Here is an 18,606-nt window from a genome sequence, read left to right as displayed (position 1 = left end):
GGGTGCATGACAACCACCGAAGCCGCGAGCGCGGTGAGCCAGCGGCGGGTCAGGGCCGTGGTCATCGGCCTGCTCATCGGCACCTTCCTCGGCGCGCTGGACACGATGGTCATGGTGACCGCGATCCGGACCATCGCCGACGAGCTGCACGGCCTCACCATGCAGGCGTCCGTGACCACGGCCTACCTGATCGCCTCGATGATCGCGATGCCGTTGTACGGCAAGCTCTCCGACATCTACGGCCGCAAGCGGCTCTACCTGGCCGCGATCGCGGTGTTCCTGCTCGGGTCGGTGCTGTGCGCGCTCGCGCAGAGCATGGGCCAGCTCGCGGTCTTCCGCGCCGTGCAAGGACTCGGCGGCGGCGGGCTGATGGCCCTGGCGCTGGCGGCGATCGCGGACATGGTGCCCGCGGAGCAGCGCACGAAGTGGCAGGCGCTGTTCGGGTTCTCCTTCGCGGGAGCCAGCATCAGCGGCCCGGTGCTCGGCGGACTGCTGGCGGGACTGGACAGCGTGCTGGGCATCGCGGGCTGGCGCTGGTTGTTCCTGATCAACGTGCCGATCGGCCTGATCACGATGGTCGTGGTCGGGAAGTTCTTCACCGTGCGGACGCCGCGCACCCCGCAGCCGGTCGACTTCGCGGGCGCGATCTCGCTGGCGGTGGGCCTGGTTCCGTTGCTGCTACTGGCAGAACAGGGCCGTGACGCCACGCCGGTGACGGCTCTGGTGCTGGCGGCGATCGGGGTGCTCGGCCTCGCGGTGTTCGTCCGCGTGCAGATCCGCAGGCAGGACTCGGCGCTGCTGCCGCCGAAGTTGTTCCGCGACAAGGCTTTCACGCTGATCAACGTGGTGAACTTCCTCGGCGGGGTCGGCGTGTTCACCGCGCTCGCGTTCGTGCCGCTGTACCTCCAGCTCGTCCAGGGGCTGAGCCCGACCAACGCCGGACTGCTGCTGCTCCCCCAGTCCCTCGCCACGATCACCGGCTCCAGGCTCGTAGGACCGTTGCTGAACAAGGGAGTCCACTACAAGCACGTGCTGACCGCCGGGCTGGGCCTGTCCGGCATCGCGTACCTGGTGCTCGCGTTCGCGGGGCCGACGACGCCGATGGCGCTGATCACCGCGGTGGTGCTGGCCAACGGGATCGGCGGCGGCATGTTCTTCCAGGTCGTGCTGGTGACGTTGCAGGACGCGGTCGAACCGCGGGACCTCGGCGTCGCGAGCAGCCTGTCCGGATTCTCCCGTCAGCTCGGCGGGGTCGCGGGGACCGCGGTGTTCCTGTCACTGGTGTTCACCCTCGCCGCTGACCGGATCGGTGGCGCCGTCGACCTCGACGACACCTCGTTCCTCGCTCGGCTCGCCCCGCACGAGGCCGCCCCGATCGTCGCCGGTCTCTCGGGCGCGATGAACACGGTCTTCCTCAGCATCGGCCTGGTCATGGTCCTCGCCTCCGCTCTCGCCCTGTCCATCACTCCGTCCAGAAAGGACACCCCATGAGCACCGTCAAGCTGGCCGTCATCATCGGCAGCACCCGTGAAGGCCGTCTCGCCGACGTCGTCGCGAACTGGTTCCTCAAGCGCGCCAAGCAGAACGCGGACTTCGAGATCGACGTGATCGACCTCGCGGACCCCCTGCTCGGCGAGCGCCACCCGAAGCGGACCACGCCCGAGCTGGCCCGCTTCAACGAGCGGGTGGCCGACGCGGACGCGTTCGTGGTGCTGACGCCGGAGTACAACCACGGCTACCCGGCCTCGCTGAAGTTCGCGATCGACTCCTGCTACCACGGCTGGCAGGCCAAGCCGGTCGGCTTCGTCTCCTACGGCGGGATCTCCGGCGGGCTCAGGGCGGTCGAGCAGCTGCGCCAGGTCTTCGCGGAGCTGCACGCGGTCTCGGTGCGAGACACGGTGAGCTTCCACAACGTCTTCGGCGCCTTCGACGGCGAGGGCGAGCCGGTGCGCCCCGTCGAGGTGAACGCGGCGGCGAAGACGATGCTGGACCAGATCAGGTGGTGGGCCGAGACCTTGCGCGAGGGCAAGGAGAAGCGGGCCTACACCACCTGATCCGGCGCGGGATCACGCGGCGTTGAACTCGTCCGGGTCGGGTCCGATCCGCCCGTTCTTGTTCAACGCCGCGATCCGCTCGACGTCTGCGGTGTCCAGTTCGAAGCCGAACACGTCGAAGTTCTCCGCGATCCGCTTGGGCGTGACGGACTTGGGGATCACCACGTTGCCGAGCTGGAGGTGCCAGCGCAGCACGACCTGAGCGGTCGAGCGCCCGTGCTTGGCGGCGATCTCGGCGAGCACCGGGTCCTTGAGCAGGTCGCCGCCCTGGCCGAGCGGGCTCCACGCCTCGGTGTGGATGCCCAGCTCCGCGTGCACGGCGCGCAGCTCTTCCTGCTGCAGCAACGGGTGCAGCTCGATCTGGTTGACCGACGGCACCACGCCGATCGCGCGAACCCGGCCGTCGCCGAGCAGCTTGTTGAGCGCCTTCCAGGTGTCGACGTAGAGATCGCGCGCCGGGGTCGGCCAGTGGATGAGGTACAGGTCGATCCGGTCCAGCCGCAGCTTCTCCAGGCTGGCGTCGAAGGCCGCGAGGGTCTTGTCGTAGCCCTGGTCGGCGTTCCACACCTTGGTGGTGACGAACAGCTCGTCGTGCGGGACGCCGGACTTCTCCAGCGCGATGCCGACCCCGGCCTCGTTGCCGTAGATGGCCGCGGTGTCGATGCTGCGGTAGCCGGTCTCCAGCGCCGAGGTGACCGCGGCGACGGTCTCGTCCTCGGGCACCTGGAAGACGCCGAAGCCCAGCTGCGGCATGGCCACTCCGTTGTTCAGGGTGACCGTGGGAACGCCGCTCATGATGTGTCCTTTCGGGTAGCTCACGGGATGATGGAGGTGGCGACGCCGCCGTCGACGCGGAGCGCGCCGCCGGTGGTGGCCGACGCCAGGTCGGAGGCGACGTAGGTGATCATGTTCGCCACCTCCTGCGGGCGGATCAGCCTGCGCAGCAACGAGGTCGGCCGGTCCTTGGCCATGAACTCGCGCTCGGCCTCCTCGAACGGCACGTCGGAACCGTTGAGGTCGCGGATGAACTCCTCGACGCCGGGGGTGAGCGTCGGGCCGGGCAGCACGCTGTTCACGGTGACACCGGTACCCGCGACGGACTGCGCCATGCCTCGCGAGACCGCGAGCTGCGCGGTCTTGGTCATGCCGTAGTGCACCATCTCGGTCGGGGTCTGCACGGCGGACTCGCTGCTGACGAAGATCACCCGGCCCCAGCCGCGCTCGACCATCCTCGGGGCGTGGTGCCTGGCGAGGCGGACGCCGGAGAGCACGTTGACCTCGAAGAAGCGCAGCCACTCCGCGTCGGGGATCTCGAAGACGTCCTGCGGGGCGAAGATCCCGGCGTTGTTGACCAGGATGTCGACCTCGGGCTCAGCGGCGAGCAGCGCGCTCGCGCCCTCCTCCGTGCCGACGTCGGCGGCGACGCCCCTGACGGTGGCACCACCGGCGGCGAGTTTGTCCACAGTGGACTTCACGCGCCCTTCGTCGCGACCGTTGACGATGACCGTCGCGCCCGCGCGGGCCAGGGTTTCCGCGGTGGTGTAGCCGATTCCCGACGTGGACCCGGTGACGAGCGCGGTCCGGCCAGTGAGGTCGATGTTCATCGGAGGAGGACTCCTTGCTTGGTTTCCGAGCGCCGGTCCAGCGCTCCGGAGTACAGGGCGACGGCCAGTCCGGCCGCCGCGAGGACCGCCCCGATCCAGTTCGGCGCGGTGAGCCCGAGCCCGCCCTCGATCGCGACGCCGCCCAGCCAGGCGCCGAGCGCGTTGCCGAGGTTGAAGGCGGCGATGTTGGCGGCGGAGGCGAGCGCCGGAGCGCCTTCGGCCTTGCGCATCACCCTCATCTGCAACGACGGCACCGTGGCGAAGCCGACCGCGCCCAGCACGGCGATGGTGATCGCGGCGGGCACCTGCGAGTGCGCGGTGAACACGAAGACCACCAGCACCACGACGAGCGCGGCGAGGAAGGCGTACAGGCTGGGCATCAAGGAGCGGTCGGCGGCGCGGCCTCCGACGAGGTTGCCCGCGAACAGCCCCGCGCCAAACAACACCAGCAGCCACGTCACCGCACCGGGCGAGAACCCGGCGACGTCGGTCATCATCGGCGCGATGTAGGTGAAGGAGGCGAACACGGCGCCGAAGCCGAGCGCGGTCGTGGCCAGCGCGAGCCACACCTGCCGGTCGCGGAACACGGCCAGCTCGCCGCGAAGGCCGCCGTTGTCCTCGACCGGCTGGCGCGGCACCAGGGTGAGGATGCCGACGAGGCCGATGACGCCGAGCGCGGTGACCGCCCAGAAGGTGGAGCGCCAGCCGAGCTGCTGGCCGAGCGCGGTGCCCATCGGCACACCGAGCACGTTGGCGACGGTGAGGCCGGTGAACATCAGCGCGATGGCGCTGGCCTTGCGCTCCGGGGCGACGAGCCCGGCCGCGACGACCGAGCCGACGCCGAAGAACGCGCCGTGCGAGAGGGCTGCGACGACGCGGCCGGTCATCAGCAGGCCGTAGCTGTCCGCGACCGCCGACACCAGGTTGCCGACGATGAACAGGCCCATCAGCGCGACGAGGATGGTCTTGCGGGGCAGTCGCGCTCCGATGGCGGTGAGCAGGGGCGCGCCGACGACGACGCCGAGCGCGTAGCCGGAGATCAGCAGCCCGGCGGCGGGGATGCTGACCCCGAAGTCGGCCGCGACCTCGGGCAACAGGCCCATGATGACGAACTCGGTTGTTCCGATGCCGAAGGCGCTGATCGCCAGTGCGAGCAGGGCAGCGGGCATGTCAGGTCTTCTTCCTGCGTAGTCTGTTACCTAGCGCACTCAACAACCCGCGTCCGAGATAGTTGCACACGCTTTCTATTGACGACGCCTGATGCTGCCCTATGCAACGACCGTGCGCAAGTCGTACGCTCGACCTACACAGCCGCCGACTTCAGGGGTGAACCGTGGGACTGTCCGACGACGCGGTCGAGGCGCGCGCCCAAGGTTGGCGCGCGCTGGCGGCGCTGCACGCGCGCATCGAGGACGGCCTGGAGCGCGCGCTCCAGCAGGAGCACCGGCTCTCCGTCAGCGAGTACAGCGTTCTCGACGTGCTGGCCAGGCAGGACGGCTGGCACATGCGGATGAACCAGCTCTCGCGCGCGGTCGTGCTCAGCCAGTCGGCCACCACGCGCCTGGTCAGCCGCCTCGAAGACCGCGGGCTCTTGCAGCGGTACCTGTGCGCTGACGACCGGCGCGGCATCTACACCGAGGTGACCGCCGAGGGCCACGAGCTGCTCGAAGCGGCGCGACCGACGCACGACCGCGTGCTGGACGAGGCGCTCACCGAGGCCGCGAAGCTGCCCGAGCAGGCGCCCCTGGTGCGCGCACTGGAATCGCTGACAGCTCCGGCGAGCTAGATCAACCGATTGGTGGATGCAGCGGTCCACCGCGTGTCGGCAGGGCGGGGCCGCGTGGTCGAGGCGCGGGGGCATCGCGCGGCGACACGCTGCCTTGGTGACTCCTTTCGCCAAGAAACCGGTCCTGGTCATCGCCGGGGTGGCCGCGCTGCTGATGCTGATCGCCAGCGCGGTGGACGGCTACTTCTTCGACGAGCTGTACTTCCTGAGCGCGGGCAAGCACCACCTCGACTGGGGCTACGCCGACCAACCGCCGCTGGTGCCGTTGCTGGCGCGCGCGATGGACTTCCTCTTCCCCGGCTCAGTGGTGGGGCTGCGCCTGCCCGCGACGCTCGTCATGGCGGCGACCGTCGTGGTGGCGGCGCTGACGGCGCGCGAGCTGGGCGGCGCGAAGCGGGCGCAGGTCATGGCGGCGGGCGCGGCGGCGATCTCGCTGCACGCGGTGACGATCAACCACTGGCTCGCGACCTACATGCTCGACCCGCTGTGGTGGTCGCTCGCGCTGCTGCTCGTGACGCGGTGGGTCCGCACGCGGGAGGACCGCCTGCTGCTGGGCGCGGGCGTCGTGACGGCGTTGGCCTTGCAGACGAAGTTCCTCATTCCCGTGCTGTGGGTGGCGCTCGGGTTGAGCGTGCTCGTGGTCGGACCGCGTGAGCTGCTGCGGCGCCCGATGCTGTGGCTCGGTGCGGGGTTGGCGGTGCTGGCGACGGTTCCCGGGCTGGTGTGGCAGGCGGCGAACGGGTGGCCGCAGGCGGAGATGACGCAGGTCGTCGCGCGCGAGGCCGCGATGCAGGGCGGACGACCGGCGCTGCTCATCGGCGGGCTCGTCTCGGCCGGAGTGCTCGCCGGCGTACTGCTGTGTCTCTACGGCGGCTGGTTCCTGTTGCAGCACAAGGAACTGCGCTTCCTGGGCTGGACGGTCGTCGGTGTGGTCGCACTGCTGTTGATCACCAACGGTCAGCCCAGGTACGTCGCGGGGCTCTACCCGTTGCTGTTCGCGGCGGGCGCGGTGCGCTTCGAACGGGCGCAGCCCGCGCGCTGGTGGAGCTGGAGCCTGCGGTGGCCCGGCTACGTGCTCTCGACCGTGGTGGCGCTCGGCGTCGGCGGGTTCGTGATCGCCGCCCAGGCACCGTTCGCCGAGTCGGGTCCGGCCGAGACGGCGAAGGTGGCGGCGGAGTTCCACCGGCTCCCGGCTGAGCAGCGGGAACGCACCGCGGTGGTGGCGGCGATCTACCCGACCGCGGCGACGCTCGACCGGTTCGGCCCCGAGCTGGGGCTTCCGCTGACTCAAAGCCCGCATCGCGGGTACTGGTACTTCGGCGCGCCGGACGAGCACAAGGACACCGTCCTCTACATCGGCGAGGACGTGGACCGCGTCCGGCCCTACTTCGACTCGGCCCGGGAGGTGGCACCGCAGATCTGGTTGTGTCTCGGGAAGAGATTTCCGTGGAAGTGGATGTGGTCGCGCATTAGGTACGCCTGAACCGCTTCCAGGTTGCTTCGCGATGGGAAATTTTCGCCCCCCATCCGGATCGGCTCGGTAAATGGCTCCCGGAACAGCGAGATGCACCGGCCAAAAAGGGCCCGTGGACCGTAACGCGCACCCCGGGAGCAACGAGGAGGCTCCCCCACCACGGTGGCCACCCGGAAAGGTCATGTGATCTCAACATCAGCACCAGCCGTTACATCTGGAACGAACGTCACCCGTTCAGGTGGTCCCCTTGTGGGGCGGACTACCTGGGGAAATGCCCTAATGCTGCTGGTTACGTGTCCCTGGCGTGATGTCGCCGGGCATTGACCGAGCCTTTTCGCTGAAGTAGGAAGTTGCCGCACAGTCTTGGTTTCACGACCAGCGGTTGTTCTTCCCCCGACAACGCCCGGTCACGCTTTCCGGCTCGCCCGAATCCTGGCTCCGCCAACCGAGAGGCCCACCCGGCCCGGTGCTCGGTTCCCGCGTGGACGCCTTCGGGCAGAGCCGAAACACCGTCGCATTCGCGACGACCCGGTGCGGCACAACCGCGTCCCCCGCCCGCAACCAGACATTCCCGGAGTCAAGGTTTCCGATGGCAACAACCGCCTCCTCCCGCACGGTGCTGTCCGCCCTGATCGGCCTCGTGAGCCTCTCCCTTCTCACCACCGGCTGCTCCGCTGAGGCCCCGGCCCAGGCCGCCCCTGCCGAACTGGGCACCGCCGAGACGGCCGTGCTGCCCGACCTGAACACCTTCGGCAAGATCGAGAACGCGCCGCTGGACCCGGCTCCGGCCGCCAAGGCCACCACCAAGGTCTTCAAGGTCACCAAGGAGCTGCCGGTCTACGACAAGCCCGGCGGCAAGCCCTTCGGCAAGCTCCCGACCGTCCAGGTCGGCTCGCCGACGTGGGTCCCCGCCATCGCCGAGCAGGGCGACTGGGCCCAGGTGCTGCTGCCCGCGCGGCCCAACGGCCTGGCCGGGTGGATCCACACCCCCGGCGCCACCGAGTCCGCGACCAACCCCTACACCGTCACCGTGAACCTGGCCGGCTACACGCTGGAGATCTTCAAGGACGGCAAGTCGCAGGGCACCCACAAGGTGGGCATCGGCAAGGCCGAGTTCCCCACGCCCAAGGGCAGGCACTACCTGATGGCCTCCATCGAGGAGACCAAGAACACCTACAGCAAGTACGTGCTGCCGCTGTCCGCGCACTCCGACTCGCACGAGACCTTCGGCGGCGGGCCCGGCACCGTCGCGCTGCACACCTGGCCGACCAACGAGCACATCGGCAAGAGCACCAGCGACGGTTGCATCCGGGTCACCCCGGAGACGCTGACCAAGCTGATGGACCTGCCCCTGGGCACGGTCATCTCCATCACCTGAGCCTCTCCCCTCCCGGTCGGTGGCCGGGTCGCGTCGGGGACGCACCGCCAGCACCCGGCCCTGGCCACACCGCACCCTCCTCCCTTTGAAAGGTTTTTCCTTGTCCAGCAAGAAGATCCTGGGCGCGCTCGCCGCGCTCGCCGCAGCAGGACTCGTCGCCGCCCCCGCCGCGTCCGCGACCCCCTCCGTCGCGGGCGAGGCGTTCGCGCTCTCCGCGAAGGGCCTCATCAACATCGACCCGCTGCCGCAGGTGAACGGCAAGAACGGCTACGACCACAAGAAGGTCGTCGAGATCCCCGCGAAGTCTGTTCAGGTCAAGGCGCTGGAGGCGGAGGCGGGCAAGCACAACGCCAAGGCCACCGTCGTCAACCTGTCCGTCGACCTGGGCTTGGACCTGCTCAAGGAGCTCAAGCTCGGCGGCAGCCAGCTGCTCAACGCGCAGGTCATCACCGCCAAGTGCGACAAGACCGGCGTGTCCTCCTCGCTGGTCGGCGCCAAGCTGCTCGGCAAGCCGCTCGACGTCGCGGTGCCCGCCAACACCGGCATCGAGGTGCCCGGCCTGGCCAAGGTCATGCTCAACGAGCAGGTGAAGAACAAGAACGGGACCACCACGGTCAACGCGATCTCGATCAAGATCTCCGAGCTGCAGAAGATCACCGTGGCGTCCGCGACCTGCGCGGCCGGCAAGGACGGCGGCGACGGTGGCACCTCCACCACCAAGCCCTCCACCTCCACCAGCAAGCCCGGCACCCCCACCTCCACCTCGCCCGGCTCCGGTACCTCGACCACCACGGCGAGCTCCGGCGGCAACGGCGGCGTGGCCCCGCGCCCGGTCCCGGCTCCGGCCCAGCTCGACGTGACCGGCTGATCTCCCAGCCTCATCCCCGGTGCCCCCGGCCTCCTCGGCCGGGGGCACCGGCACGTCCCGAGCACGCCGTGGTCGAACGCGCTGAATGACTCATTGAGGTACTTGAGCGTCCTGAATGAGTCATTCAGGGAGTTGAGCGGACCAAACGCGGCATTGGCGGGCGGGGAGGGCCTCGGTCAGCGGCGCGTGGTGCGGGCGAGGGTGGCTTTCGCCCGGTTCCGGGGTCCCCCGATGTCCCAGTGTGGTGGGCAGGGGTGGCGGAGTGCCAGGCGCTGGGGTGGGTTGGGGGGTTCTCTGCTCAGCAGGCGCGCACGCTCATCGGCCGCACCGCTCGCCCCCGTGCCCCTCAACGTCCGCCGGGCACGGCGTACCCGTTCCGTGCTCAACTCAGGAAACGGGAAGGCCGTGCGCGATGGGATGCGGGGGTGGATGGGTTGTGGGGCAACAGAAAAGGGGCCGGGCGGGGACCGACTGGAACGGTCCCCGCCCGGCGGCTGGTGGTCCGGCGACGCAGGGCGTCGTCGCCGGACCGGGTGCCGGGGCCGCCCGCGCTGGGGGTTCGGGGCGGCTCCGGCTGCCGACGGTCAGGTCTTGCTGTTGACCATCGGCAGGCTGACGGCGATGCCGATCACGACACCGATCGGGATGAGGATGCCCGGGTTGAGCACGAACAGCCCGCAGAGCCCGCCGATGACGCCACCGATGATCGCGGCGATCGACATGACCAGAATCTGCTTGTTCTTGTCCGGCTTCGACATTGTTCCTCCTCGGTGCTGGCGCTCGATATTCCGATCCCGGAGTGTTCGAGCCTTTTACCCATTGACCGGGGTGGCCTTCGGGCAATTCGGGCGATGACCGTTCCCCGCCGGGGCGGGGGCTGCCGTGGTCATGGCACCAGACTGCCCCTGAGCCCGGCTGACCACCTAGGCCTCCTGTCACGAGCTGCCCGTGACAACTGTCAGGAGGCAGAATCGGACATCCGGGCGGAGTGGGATAAAAGATAGTGGGTATGACTCACCGTCACGGCCCGTCCCGCCCCGTGTTTAGGGGTTGCGGGGCATTCCTCGAATAGTAGCTTCATGAGTGCCGAGCGAGCAGTCGGCTTCTCACGCTAGAAGGGTCGCCCGCCACAATGGCTCACATCGCCTTCTTCCCGCCGTCCGCCGCGGGGCACATCAACCCCACCCTGGGCATGGTCGCCGAGCTGACGGCTCGTGGCCACCGGGTCACCTACGCCACCACCACGACCTACGCGGACCGGGTGGCCGAGGCCGGCGCCGAGGTCGTGCTGTTCGAGACCACCGTGGCGCCGCCGCCGGACAAGCCGTTCAAGCTGACCGGCGTCGACCTCTCGCGCGGGCTGATGGCGAACCTCAACGAGACCCGCCAGCAGGTGCCGAAGCTGCTGCCGTTCTACCGCGAGAACAAGCCCGACCTGGTCGTCTTCGACGGGATCGCCGGGTGGTGGGGGCGGTTGATCGCCAAGGAGCTCGACGTCCCGTGCATGCCGGACTGGACGACCTTCGTCTCCAACGACACCTGGGCGCTGACCAACAACTACATCAAGCCGAACCCGCTCGACCTGCGGTTGTGGCGGTTCGCGGCGGGCATGCACCGGATGGCGAAGAAGGCCGGGCTGACCATGGCCGAGCTGGCCGACGGCACCGGCACCGGCGTGGTCGGGCAGCTGGTGTTCATGCCGCGCTCGTTCCAGTTCGCGCAGGAGAGCTTCGGCGAGGACTTCCACTTCATCGGCCCGTGCCTGGCCGAGCGCTCCAGCCAGGGCGAGTGGCAGCCGCCCGCCTCGGGCAAGCCGGTGTGCCTGGTGTCCCTCGGCACGATCTACACGGCGCGGCCGGAGTTCTTCGTCGACGTGATCAAGGCGTTCAGCGGGACCGACTGGCACGTCGTGCTGGTGGTCAGCGAGCGCGTCGACCGCTCGCTGCTCGGTGAGATCCCGGAGAACTTCGAGGTCCACAACGCGGTGCCGCAGATGGCGATCCTCCCGCACACCGATCTGTTCATCAACCACGCGGGCATCACCAGCGTCATGGAGGCCGTGCACTTCGGCGTCCCGATGATCGCGGTGCCGCAGATGGTGGAGCAGAGCGCGACCGCCGACCGCATGGAGGCGGTGAACATCGGCCGTCACCTGCCCGCCGACAAGGTCACCGTGGACGCGCTGAAGAAGCTCATCGACGAGGTGCCCAAGGACCAGAGCGTCAAGGACAGCCTGGTGACCTTCAAGAAGGAGCTCGACGAGGCCGGGGGCACCATCGCCGCCGTCAAGATCATCGAAGAGATCGTCGGCACCCCCTAGCTCGCGCCCCACAGGGGTTCGCCAGTCTTCAAGACCCGCGAACCCCGCTGCTGATCATCGCTAACCGCCGCAAACCCCGAAGCCACCACGGGTTTGCGGCGGTTACTGACCTCCGTGACGGGGGGTTCGCCGTACTTGAAGACCAGCACACTCCCCTGCGCCCATGCGGTCGGCTTCACGAGACGCCCCACGCCGGAGGCCCACCACCGCCGCAATCCCCAACGGCCCGTTTGGTGCGCTGAGCGCGCTGAACGGGTCGTTTGGTGCGTTCAACTCACTGAACGGGTCGTTCAGGGCTTAAGGGCGGGGGTGAGGAGGTGGGTGCGGATTTCGGTGGCCAGGGGGGTGGGGGTGTCGCCGAAGTAGAAGTGGCCGCCGGGGAAGGTCTGCGCGGTGTAGGGGGCGGTGGTGTGGGTGGCCCAGCCGTCCAGGTCGGCGGGGGAGACGCGCGGGTCGGAGTCGCCGCAGAGGCCGACGATGGGGGAACTCAAGGGCTCGCCGGGGCGGTAGGCGTAGGTCTCGGCGGCCTTGTAGTCGTTGCGGATGGACGGGAGCACCATGCGCAGCAGCTCTTCGTCGCCGAGCAGGGCGGACTCGGTGCCGCTGAGCCGCGCGATCTCGGCGATGATGCCGTCGTCGTCGCGCTTGTGGATGTCGGCGCTGCGGTGCAACGACGGCGCGCACCGGGCGGAGACGAGGAACCGCTCGATGGGCAGGCCGCGCGAGTGCTCAAGGCGGCGCGCGACCTCGAAGCCGACGGTGGCGCCCATGCTGTGGCCGAAGAAGGTCAACGGGCGCTGATCGCGCAGCGGCAGGATCGCTGAGACGACCTGTTCGGCGAGCGTCACCACGTTGTCGACGCAGCGTTCCGCGCGCCGGTCCTGGCGGCCGGGGTACTGCACCGCCAAGACGTCGATCTCGGGCGCGAGCGCCTCGGAGAGCTTGTAGAAGTAGCTCGCCGATCCACCCGCGTGCGGGAAGCACACCAGCACCGGCGCACCGTCCGCGGGCTGGTGGAACCTGCGGAACCACAGCGACAGTTCCGGAGAAAGCTCCAGCATTGCTCGTCCCTTCAGAGGCCGTCGATCCAGTCGCTGATCGCCGACGCGGTCTGGCTGGAGTACTCCTCCAGCATCGAGAAGTGGTTGCCCGGCACGTCGACCACGTCGTGCGGGTACTCCCAGAAGGAGCGCCAGTCCTCACCGAGCGCGCGCATCGAACCCTGCGACAGCGGTTCGGTCGCGCGCACCAAGAGCGTACGCGTGTCGATCTCGTCCGGACCCCACTTGCCGAAAAGTGTGAGATACCAACCCATTGCCGACAGTCGGGCGTCGTCCATGGTGACGAAGACGCCTTCGCGCTCGACCATTCCGTCCATAAGGGACAGTCCGAACTGGTTGATGAGGTTGCTCTTCGGCGTGTAGGTGTCGACGAGCACGACACCGGCGGGCCGCTCCCCCACGCTTTCCAGGTAGCCGGCCGCGGCGTGCGCGAACCAGCCGCCCGCCGACGAGCCCAGGAGCACGATCGGAGCGCCGTCGGCGTCGCGGCGGACGGCCTCGGCCTGCGCCTGGATCACGGCGGCGATGTCGACCGGGAGGCTCTCGCCGCGGTTGAAGCCGGGCACGGCGAGCGCGGAAACGTTGCGCTGGCCCCGGAAACTCGCGGCGAAGCGCGCGTACTGGTGGATACCGGCGACCGCGAGGCAGGAGGAGAAGCAGTAGATCTTCTTCTCGGCCTCACCGCGCGAGAGCAGCACGGGCTTGGGCATCTGCTGGAGCTTGTCCAGGTCGTCGGAGCCGGTGAAGCTCGGGCGCAGCGCGGCGGCGGCGCGGAGCAGTTCGAAGATCTCCGCCCACTTGCCGGTCTGGAAAGCCTCAAGGTAGAGCGACATCAGCGTCGTCCCGCCCGTGTCCTTAGTGGACGGTGCGGCGACGGCGTCCGAGGTCGGAGCCACGTTCCCCAGCTCTCCCAGCAAATGTGCGGCCAGGGCGGCAGGGTCGGCGTGGTCGAAGACGAGCGTCGCGGGCAGCCGCAGGCCGGTCGCGGTGGCCAGGCGGTTGCGCAGCTCCACGGCGGTCAGCGAGTCGAAGCCGGAGTCGACGAACGCGTGGTCCGCGCTGATCGCCGAAGCGTCGGCGTGGCCGAGCACCGTGGCGACGTGCTCTCGCACCACGTCCAAGACGGTACTGAGGCGCTGCTCCTCAGGGAGAGAAGCCAGCTTCTGCGCGAGGCCACCACCGGAGGCAGCACGGGCCTTCGCAGCACGGCGAGCCGGAACCTTCACCAAGCCGCGCAACAGCAACGGCGCGGAGCCCGAAGCCGCGTTGGCGCGCAACGAGTTCATGTCCAGGCGCATCGGGATGACGACGCCTTCGCCCAGCGAGAGCGCGGTGTCGAACAGCGAAAGCCCTTGTGTGGTGGACAACGGAGCGATGCCGGAGCGGTTGCTTCGGCCCGTGTCCGCCATGCTGCCTTCGCTCGCCCACACGCCCCACGCCAGCGAGATCACGGGGCGCCCCTGCTTGCGCAGACTCTGCGCGAAAGTGTCGAGGAAGGTGTTCGCCGCCGCGTAGTTGCCCTGCCCCGCGCCGCCGAGCACACCAGCGGCGGAGGAGAACAGCACGAACGCGGCGAGGTCCATGTCCTTGGTCAGCTCGTGCAGGTTGACCACGGCGTCGACCTTCGGCTTCAGCACCGTGTCGATGCGCTCCGGGGTCAGCGACGCCATCGTGCCGTCGTCGAGCACGCCAGCGGTGTGCACGACCGCCGCCAACGGCCTGTCCAAGCCGTTGATCAGTGCGGCCAAAGCATCCCGATCAGCTGCGTCGCACGCCTCAACGGAAACCGAGACACCTTGAGCAGCAAGGGAATCCCGGAACTGCTCGGCGCCTTCGGCGGCGAGACCCCTGCGACTGGTGAGCACGAGGTGCTTCACGCCGTGCTCGGTGACGAGGTGCTTCGCGAGCGCCTTGCCGAGCGAGCCGGTCGCACCGGTGATCAGCACCGTGCCGTCGGCCGGAAACTCAACCGCAGACAGGTTGTCGGGGACCGCGATGCGAGCCAGACGCGGCGTGTGAGGGACGGCCGCGCGCACGGCGAGCTGCGGTTCGGCGATCGCGAGGATCGTGGCGAGCGAGTTGTGGCTCGTGGGGTCGTCGTCGATGTCCACGAGGCCGATGCGGTCCGGCATCTCCGACTGCGCGGACCGCAAGAGGCCCCACAGAGCGGAGTTCGCCAGGTCGGTGACCTCGTCGTCCTCGGTGGCTTGAACAGCGCCCTGGGTGACGAAGACCAGCCGCGAGTCGCTGTAGCGGTCATCGGCGAACCACTGCTGCACAAGCTCCAGAGCAGCCGCAGTGGTCGTACGCGCGGCTGCGGGGACGCTCCCGGAGATCTGTCCACAAGGGACAAGGACCACGCCGGGCGGAGAGGTGCCGGTGGAGATCGCTCCGGCGAGGGAATCGAGGTCCGCGTAGGACTCGACGTGCACGCCCGCGCTGTCCAGGGCTTCGGTGATCTTCAGCTCGTCCAGGCCGACGAGACCTGCGCGGCGAAGCGGCGTGGAGCCGACCGGGATCGCGTTCCAGTCGAGCCGGAACAGCGACTCGTGCAGGTTGGTCGGCGCGGCGGCCGGAGTGGTGGTCGCCGCCGCCATCTGCCGCAGCACCAACGCTTCCACGTCAGCGACGGGGTTGCCCTCGGCGTCGGCGATGGTCAGCGTGACCGAGTCACCGCTGGCGCGTGCGAGGCGCACGCGGACCTCCTCGGCGCCGGACGCGTGCAGGCTCACTCCGGTCCACGAGAACGGAAGGCGTCCACGGGTCGGGTCCTCGCCCGGGTCGAGCAGCGAAGCCCCGAGCGCAATCGGGTGCAGGGCCGCGTCGAGCAACGCCGGGTGCAGGCCGAAGGACGCGGCGTCCTCGCGCTGCTTCGTCGGCAGAGCGACTTCGGCGTACACCTCGTCGCCCTTCGCCCAGGCGGCGCGCACGCCTTGGAAAGCCGGGCCGTACGCGAAACCGTTGCTGGCGAAGCGCTCGTACAGGTCTTCGACCTCAAGCTCTTCGGCGTCGGCGGGCGGCCATGCGGTCAGCGTCGGCGTGGGTTCAGTCGCACCAACGGAAAGCGTGCCGGTGGCGTGGCAGACCCACTCCTCACCGTTGTGGGAGTAGACGTTCAGCTCGCGCGCGCCGGAGTCGTCCGGAGCGCCGACGCTGACCTGGAACGACACACCGCCCTTTGTGGACAGTGTGAGGGGCGCCTGCAACGTCAGGTCTTCGACGCGGTCGCAACCGACCTCATCGCCAGCGCGGATGGCCAGCTCCAGGAAACCTGTTCCGGGGAACAGGATCGTGCCGCCGACCGCGTGGTCGACCAGCCAGGGGTGGGTCTGCGCGGACAGGCGACCGGTGAACACCATGCCGTCGGAGTCGGGCAGGTCCACGATCGCACCGAGCAGCGGGTGTTCGGCGCCGCGCTGGCCAGCGCTCTCGACATCGCCAGCTTCGGCGACCGCGTCGAGCCAGTACTTCTCGCGCTGGAAAGCGTAGGTCGGCAGGTCGATGCGCGAACCGCCGGTTCCCGCGAGGTACTCCGTCCACTTCACCTGGCCGCCGGAGGTGTAGATCCCGGCGACGGCGGCGAGCAGCGTGTCCACTTCATCGCGGTCGCGGCGCTGCGCGGACACCAGGGTCGTGGTGTCGGCAAGGGACTCGGCAGCGGCGGCGGTCAGCACACCGTCCGGGCCGAGTTCCAGGAACCGCATCACACCAAGGCTTTCCAGGGTGCTGATGCCGTCTCGGAAACGCACGGCCCCGCGGATGTGGTCGACCCAGTAGTCGGCGGTGTAGGCGCTCACGCGCTGGCCATCGAGGTTGGAGATCACCGGGATCTTCGGCGCTGCGTAGGAGATCGAGGACGCGACCTTGCGGAACTCCTCCAAGATCCCGGCCATGTGCGGGGAGTGGAAGGCATGGCTGACCTTGAGCTGCTTGGTCTTGACGCCCTCGGCTTCCAGGGCCGCCGCGATCTTCAGGACCTCGTCGGCGTCACCGGCGATGACCGTGGCCTCGGGCCCGTTGACGGCCGCGATGTCGACGCGGTCGTTGAGGTGCGGCGTGACCACGTCCTCGGCGGCGCGGACTGAGACCATCGCACCACCTGAAGGCGCGGACTGCATCAGCCTGGCGCGTGCGGTGACCAGCGCGGCAGCGTCCTCAAGGGACAGTGCTCCGGCGACGTGGGCGGCGGCCAGCTCGCCGATGGAGTGGCCGATCAGGAAGTCCGGCTTCACGCCCCAGCTGGTGACCAGGCGGAACAGCGCGACCTCGACAGCGAACAGCGCGGGCTGCGTGTACTCGGTGCGGTCCAGGCCATCGCCGTCGGCGATCACGTCGGCGATGGGCCGGGCAAGGTGCTTGTCGAGCTTGGCCGCGACCTCGTCGAAAGCCTTGGCGTAGGCGGGGAAAGCCTTGTGGAGCTGCTGGCCCATGCCGATGCGCTGAGCACCCTGGCCGGTGAACTGGAAGGCTGTCTTGCCGCCGGTGGCACGGCCGGTGACGCGGTTCGAGCCGAGGAGCACCGAGCGGTACTCGAAGGCCGAGCGCGTGGTCACCAGCGAGTGCGCGATGTCCACAGTAGACGCTTCAACGGACTCCACCCGGGAGACCTGAGCCTCCAAGGCGTCGGGCGTCTTGCCGGAGACCACCAGGGGCACGACCGGAACCGAGGCGGTGACCTCGACCGGCGCGGGCTCAACGGGAGGAGCTTCCTCCAAGATCACGTGCGCGTTGGTGCCGGAGAAGCCGAAGGACGAGATCGCACCACGGCGGGGGTTCTCGCCGCGCGGCCAGTCACGGGCTTCGGTGAGCAGGGAGACGGCACCGACCGTCCAGTCCACATTGGACGAAGCGGTGTCGGCGTGCAGGGTCTTGGGCATCACGCCGTTGCGCAGCGCCATGACCATCTTGATCACGCCACCGACGCCCGCAGCCGCCTGGGTGTGACCGATGTTGGACTTCAGCGAGCCCAGCCACAACGGTGTGTCCCGCTCCTGGCCGTAGGTGTTCAGCAGCGCCTGAGCCTCAATGGGGTCGCCGAGCGAAGTGCCGGTGCCGTGGCCCTCGACAAGGTCGACCTCATCGGCCTGGAGGCGCGCGTTGGCCAGCGCGGCGCGGATGACGCGCTCCTGCGACGGGCCGTTGGGCGCGGTGAGACCACTGGAAGCGCCGTCCTGGTTCATCGCGGAACCCTTGACGATCGCGAGGACCTTGTGGCCGTTGCGCTGCGCGTCGGAGAGGCGCTCGACGGCGATCATGCCGACGCCCTCGCCCCAACCCGTGCCGTCGGCCGAGTCGGCGTAGGCCTTGCAGCGGCCGTCAGGGGCGAGGCCGCGCTGCCGGGCGAAGTCCACGAACGCGACCGGGGTCGACATGACCATCGAGCCGCCGACCAGCGCGAGGTCGCACTCGTTGTGCCGCAGGGAACGCGCGGCCAGGTGCAGAGCGACCAAGGACGACGAACACGCCGTGTCAACGGTGACCGCAGGGCCTTCGAGGCCGAGGATGTAGGCGATCCGGCCGGAGGCGATGCTGCCGGAGTTCCCCGCGCCGAGGTAGCCCTCGACGTCGTCGGGGACGGTGGTCAGGCGGCGGCTGTAGTCCTGGTACATGACGCCCGCGAAGACACCGGTGCGGCTGCCCTTGAGCGAACTCGGGTCGATTCCCGTGCGCTCCAAGGCCTCCCACGCGGTCTCCAGCAGCAGGCGTTGCTGCGGGTCCATCGCGACGGCCTCGCGCGGGGAGATCCCGAAGAACGCCGCGTCGAAGTGGTCGGCGTCGTCGATGAAGCCGCCCTCGCGGGCGTAGGAGGTGCCCGGCACGTCGGGATCGGGGTTGTACAGGGCTTCCAGGTCCCAACCCCGGTCGTCGGGGAAGTCGTTGATCGCGTCGGTGCCCGAGGCGACCAGCTCCCAGAGCTGTTCCGGCGTGCTCACCCCGCCGGGGTAACGGCAGGCCATGCCCACGATCGCCACCGGCTCCTCGAAGGACTGGAGCCGCTGCCGAGTGCGGTGCAGGTCGGCCGTGACCCGCTTCAAGTAATCCCGGAGCTTGTCCTCACTCA

General features: G+C 69.2%; 12 protein-coding genes and 1 pseudogene. 7 read left to right on the top strand and 6 right to left on the bottom strand.

Annotated features, from left to right (window positions below):
• The first annotated feature begins 6 nt into the window (after positions 1 to 6).
• Positions 7 to 1,491, top strand: coding sequence for an MFS transporter (locus ABD798_RS22400; protein WP_344877910.1), 1,485 nt, complete (start codon positions 7 to 9; stop codon positions 1,489 to 1,491).
• The gene (locus ABD798_RS22395; protein ID WP_344877908.1) at positions 1,488 to 2,054 is read left to right on the top strand and encodes an NADPH-dependent FMN reductase; all 567 of its coding nucleotides are present in this window, start codon (positions 1,488 to 1,490) and stop codon (positions 2,052 to 2,054) included. The genes ABD798_RS22400 and ABD798_RS22395 overlap by 4 nt, the downstream gene beginning before the upstream one ends.
• Before the next feature lie 12 nt (positions 2,055 to 2,066).
• On the opposite strand, the gene ABD798_RS22390 is transcribed toward ABD798_RS22395, so the two are convergent.
• From ABD798_RS22390 to ABD798_RS22380, 3 genes are read right to left on the bottom strand one after another with little or no spacing between them, the layout of a single operon-like run.
• A complete protein-coding gene (locus ABD798_RS22390) occupies positions 2,067 to 2,849 on the bottom strand; it encodes an aldo/keto reductase (RefSeq protein ID WP_344877906.1) in 783 nt (260 codons plus the stop codon).
• Between the two features lie 20 nt (positions 2,850 to 2,869).
• Positions 2,870 to 3,658: an SDR family NAD(P)-dependent oxidoreductase gene (locus ABD798_RS22385; RefSeq protein WP_344877904.1), complete on the bottom strand. Its 789-nt coding sequence runs from the start codon at positions 3,656 to 3,658 to the stop codon at positions 2,870 to 2,872.
• Complete coding sequence (locus tag ABD798_RS22380) at positions 3,655 to 4,827, bottom strand: MFS transporter (protein WP_344877902.1); 1,173 nt, start codon at positions 4,825 to 4,827, stop codon at positions 3,655 to 3,657. The genes ABD798_RS22385 and ABD798_RS22380 overlap by 4 nt, the downstream gene beginning before the upstream one ends.
• Positions 4,828 to 4,991: 164 nt before the next feature.
• On the opposite strand from ABD798_RS22380, the gene ABD798_RS22375 reads away from it, so the two are divergent.
• From ABD798_RS22375 to ABD798_RS22360, 4 genes are all read left to right on the top strand, one after another.
• A complete protein-coding gene (locus ABD798_RS22375; RefSeq protein ID WP_344877900.1) occupies positions 4,992 to 5,444 on the top strand; it encodes a MarR family winged helix-turn-helix transcriptional regulator in 453 nt (150 codons plus the stop codon).
• A 97-nt stretch (positions 5,445 to 5,541) separates the two neighbouring features.
• The gene (locus ABD798_RS22370) at positions 5,542 to 6,927 is read left to right on the top strand and encodes an ArnT family glycosyltransferase (RefSeq protein ID WP_344877898.1); all 1,386 of its coding nucleotides are present in this window, start codon (positions 5,542 to 5,544) and stop codon (positions 6,925 to 6,927) included.
• Positions 6,928 to 7,507: 580 nt separating this feature from the next.
• Complete coding sequence (locus ABD798_RS22365; RefSeq protein ID WP_344877896.1) at positions 7,508 to 8,296, top strand: L,D-transpeptidase family protein; 789 nt, start codon at positions 7,508 to 7,510, stop codon at positions 8,294 to 8,296.
• 100 nt (positions 8,297 to 8,396) lie between these two features.
• Positions 8,397 to 9,164 carry a choice-of-anchor P family protein gene (locus tag ABD798_RS22360; RefSeq protein ID WP_344877894.1) on the top strand — a complete coding sequence of 256 codons (768 nt, stop codon included), beginning with the start codon at positions 8,397 to 8,399 and terminating at the stop codon, positions 9,162 to 9,164.
• Between the two features lie 584 nt (positions 9,165 to 9,748).
• On the opposite strand, the gene ABD798_RS22355 is transcribed toward ABD798_RS22360, so the two are convergent.
• The gene (locus ABD798_RS22355; RefSeq protein ID WP_344877892.1) at positions 9,749 to 9,922 is read right to left on the bottom strand and encodes a hypothetical protein; all 174 of its coding nucleotides are present in this window, start codon (positions 9,920 to 9,922) and stop codon (positions 9,749 to 9,751) included.
• Positions 9,923 to 10,296: 374 nt separating this feature from the next.
• On the opposite strand from ABD798_RS22355, the gene ABD798_RS22350 reads away from it, so the two are divergent.
• The gene (locus ABD798_RS22350) at positions 10,297 to 11,484 is read left to right on the top strand and encodes a macrolide family glycosyltransferase (protein ID WP_344877890.1); all 1,188 of its coding nucleotides are present in this window, start codon (positions 10,297 to 10,299) and stop codon (positions 11,482 to 11,484) included.
• A 290-nt stretch (positions 11,485 to 11,774) separates the two neighbouring features.
• On the opposite strand, the gene ABD798_RS22345 is transcribed toward ABD798_RS22350, so the two are convergent.
• Positions 11,775 to 12,545 carry a thioesterase II family protein gene (locus ABD798_RS22345; RefSeq protein ID WP_344877888.1) on the bottom strand — a complete coding sequence of 257 codons (771 nt, stop codon included), beginning with the start codon at positions 12,543 to 12,545 and terminating at the stop codon, positions 11,775 to 11,777.
• Between the two features lie 11 nt (positions 12,546 to 12,556).
• Positions 12,557 to 18,598: pseudogene (locus ABD798_RS22340) on the bottom strand (type I polyketide synthase); the annotation flags it as partial.
• Positions 18,599 to 18,606: the final 8 nt, after the last annotated feature.

The sequence above is a fragment of the Allokutzneria multivorans genome (genome assembly GCF_039537405.1).
GTDB classification, from domain to species: Bacteria; Actinomycetota; Actinomycetes; order Mycobacteriales; family Pseudonocardiaceae; genus Allokutzneria; species Allokutzneria multivorans.
The sequence above is the reverse complement of the archived record's forward strand: the minus strand, read 5'-3'. Positions and strand labels throughout refer to the sequence as shown.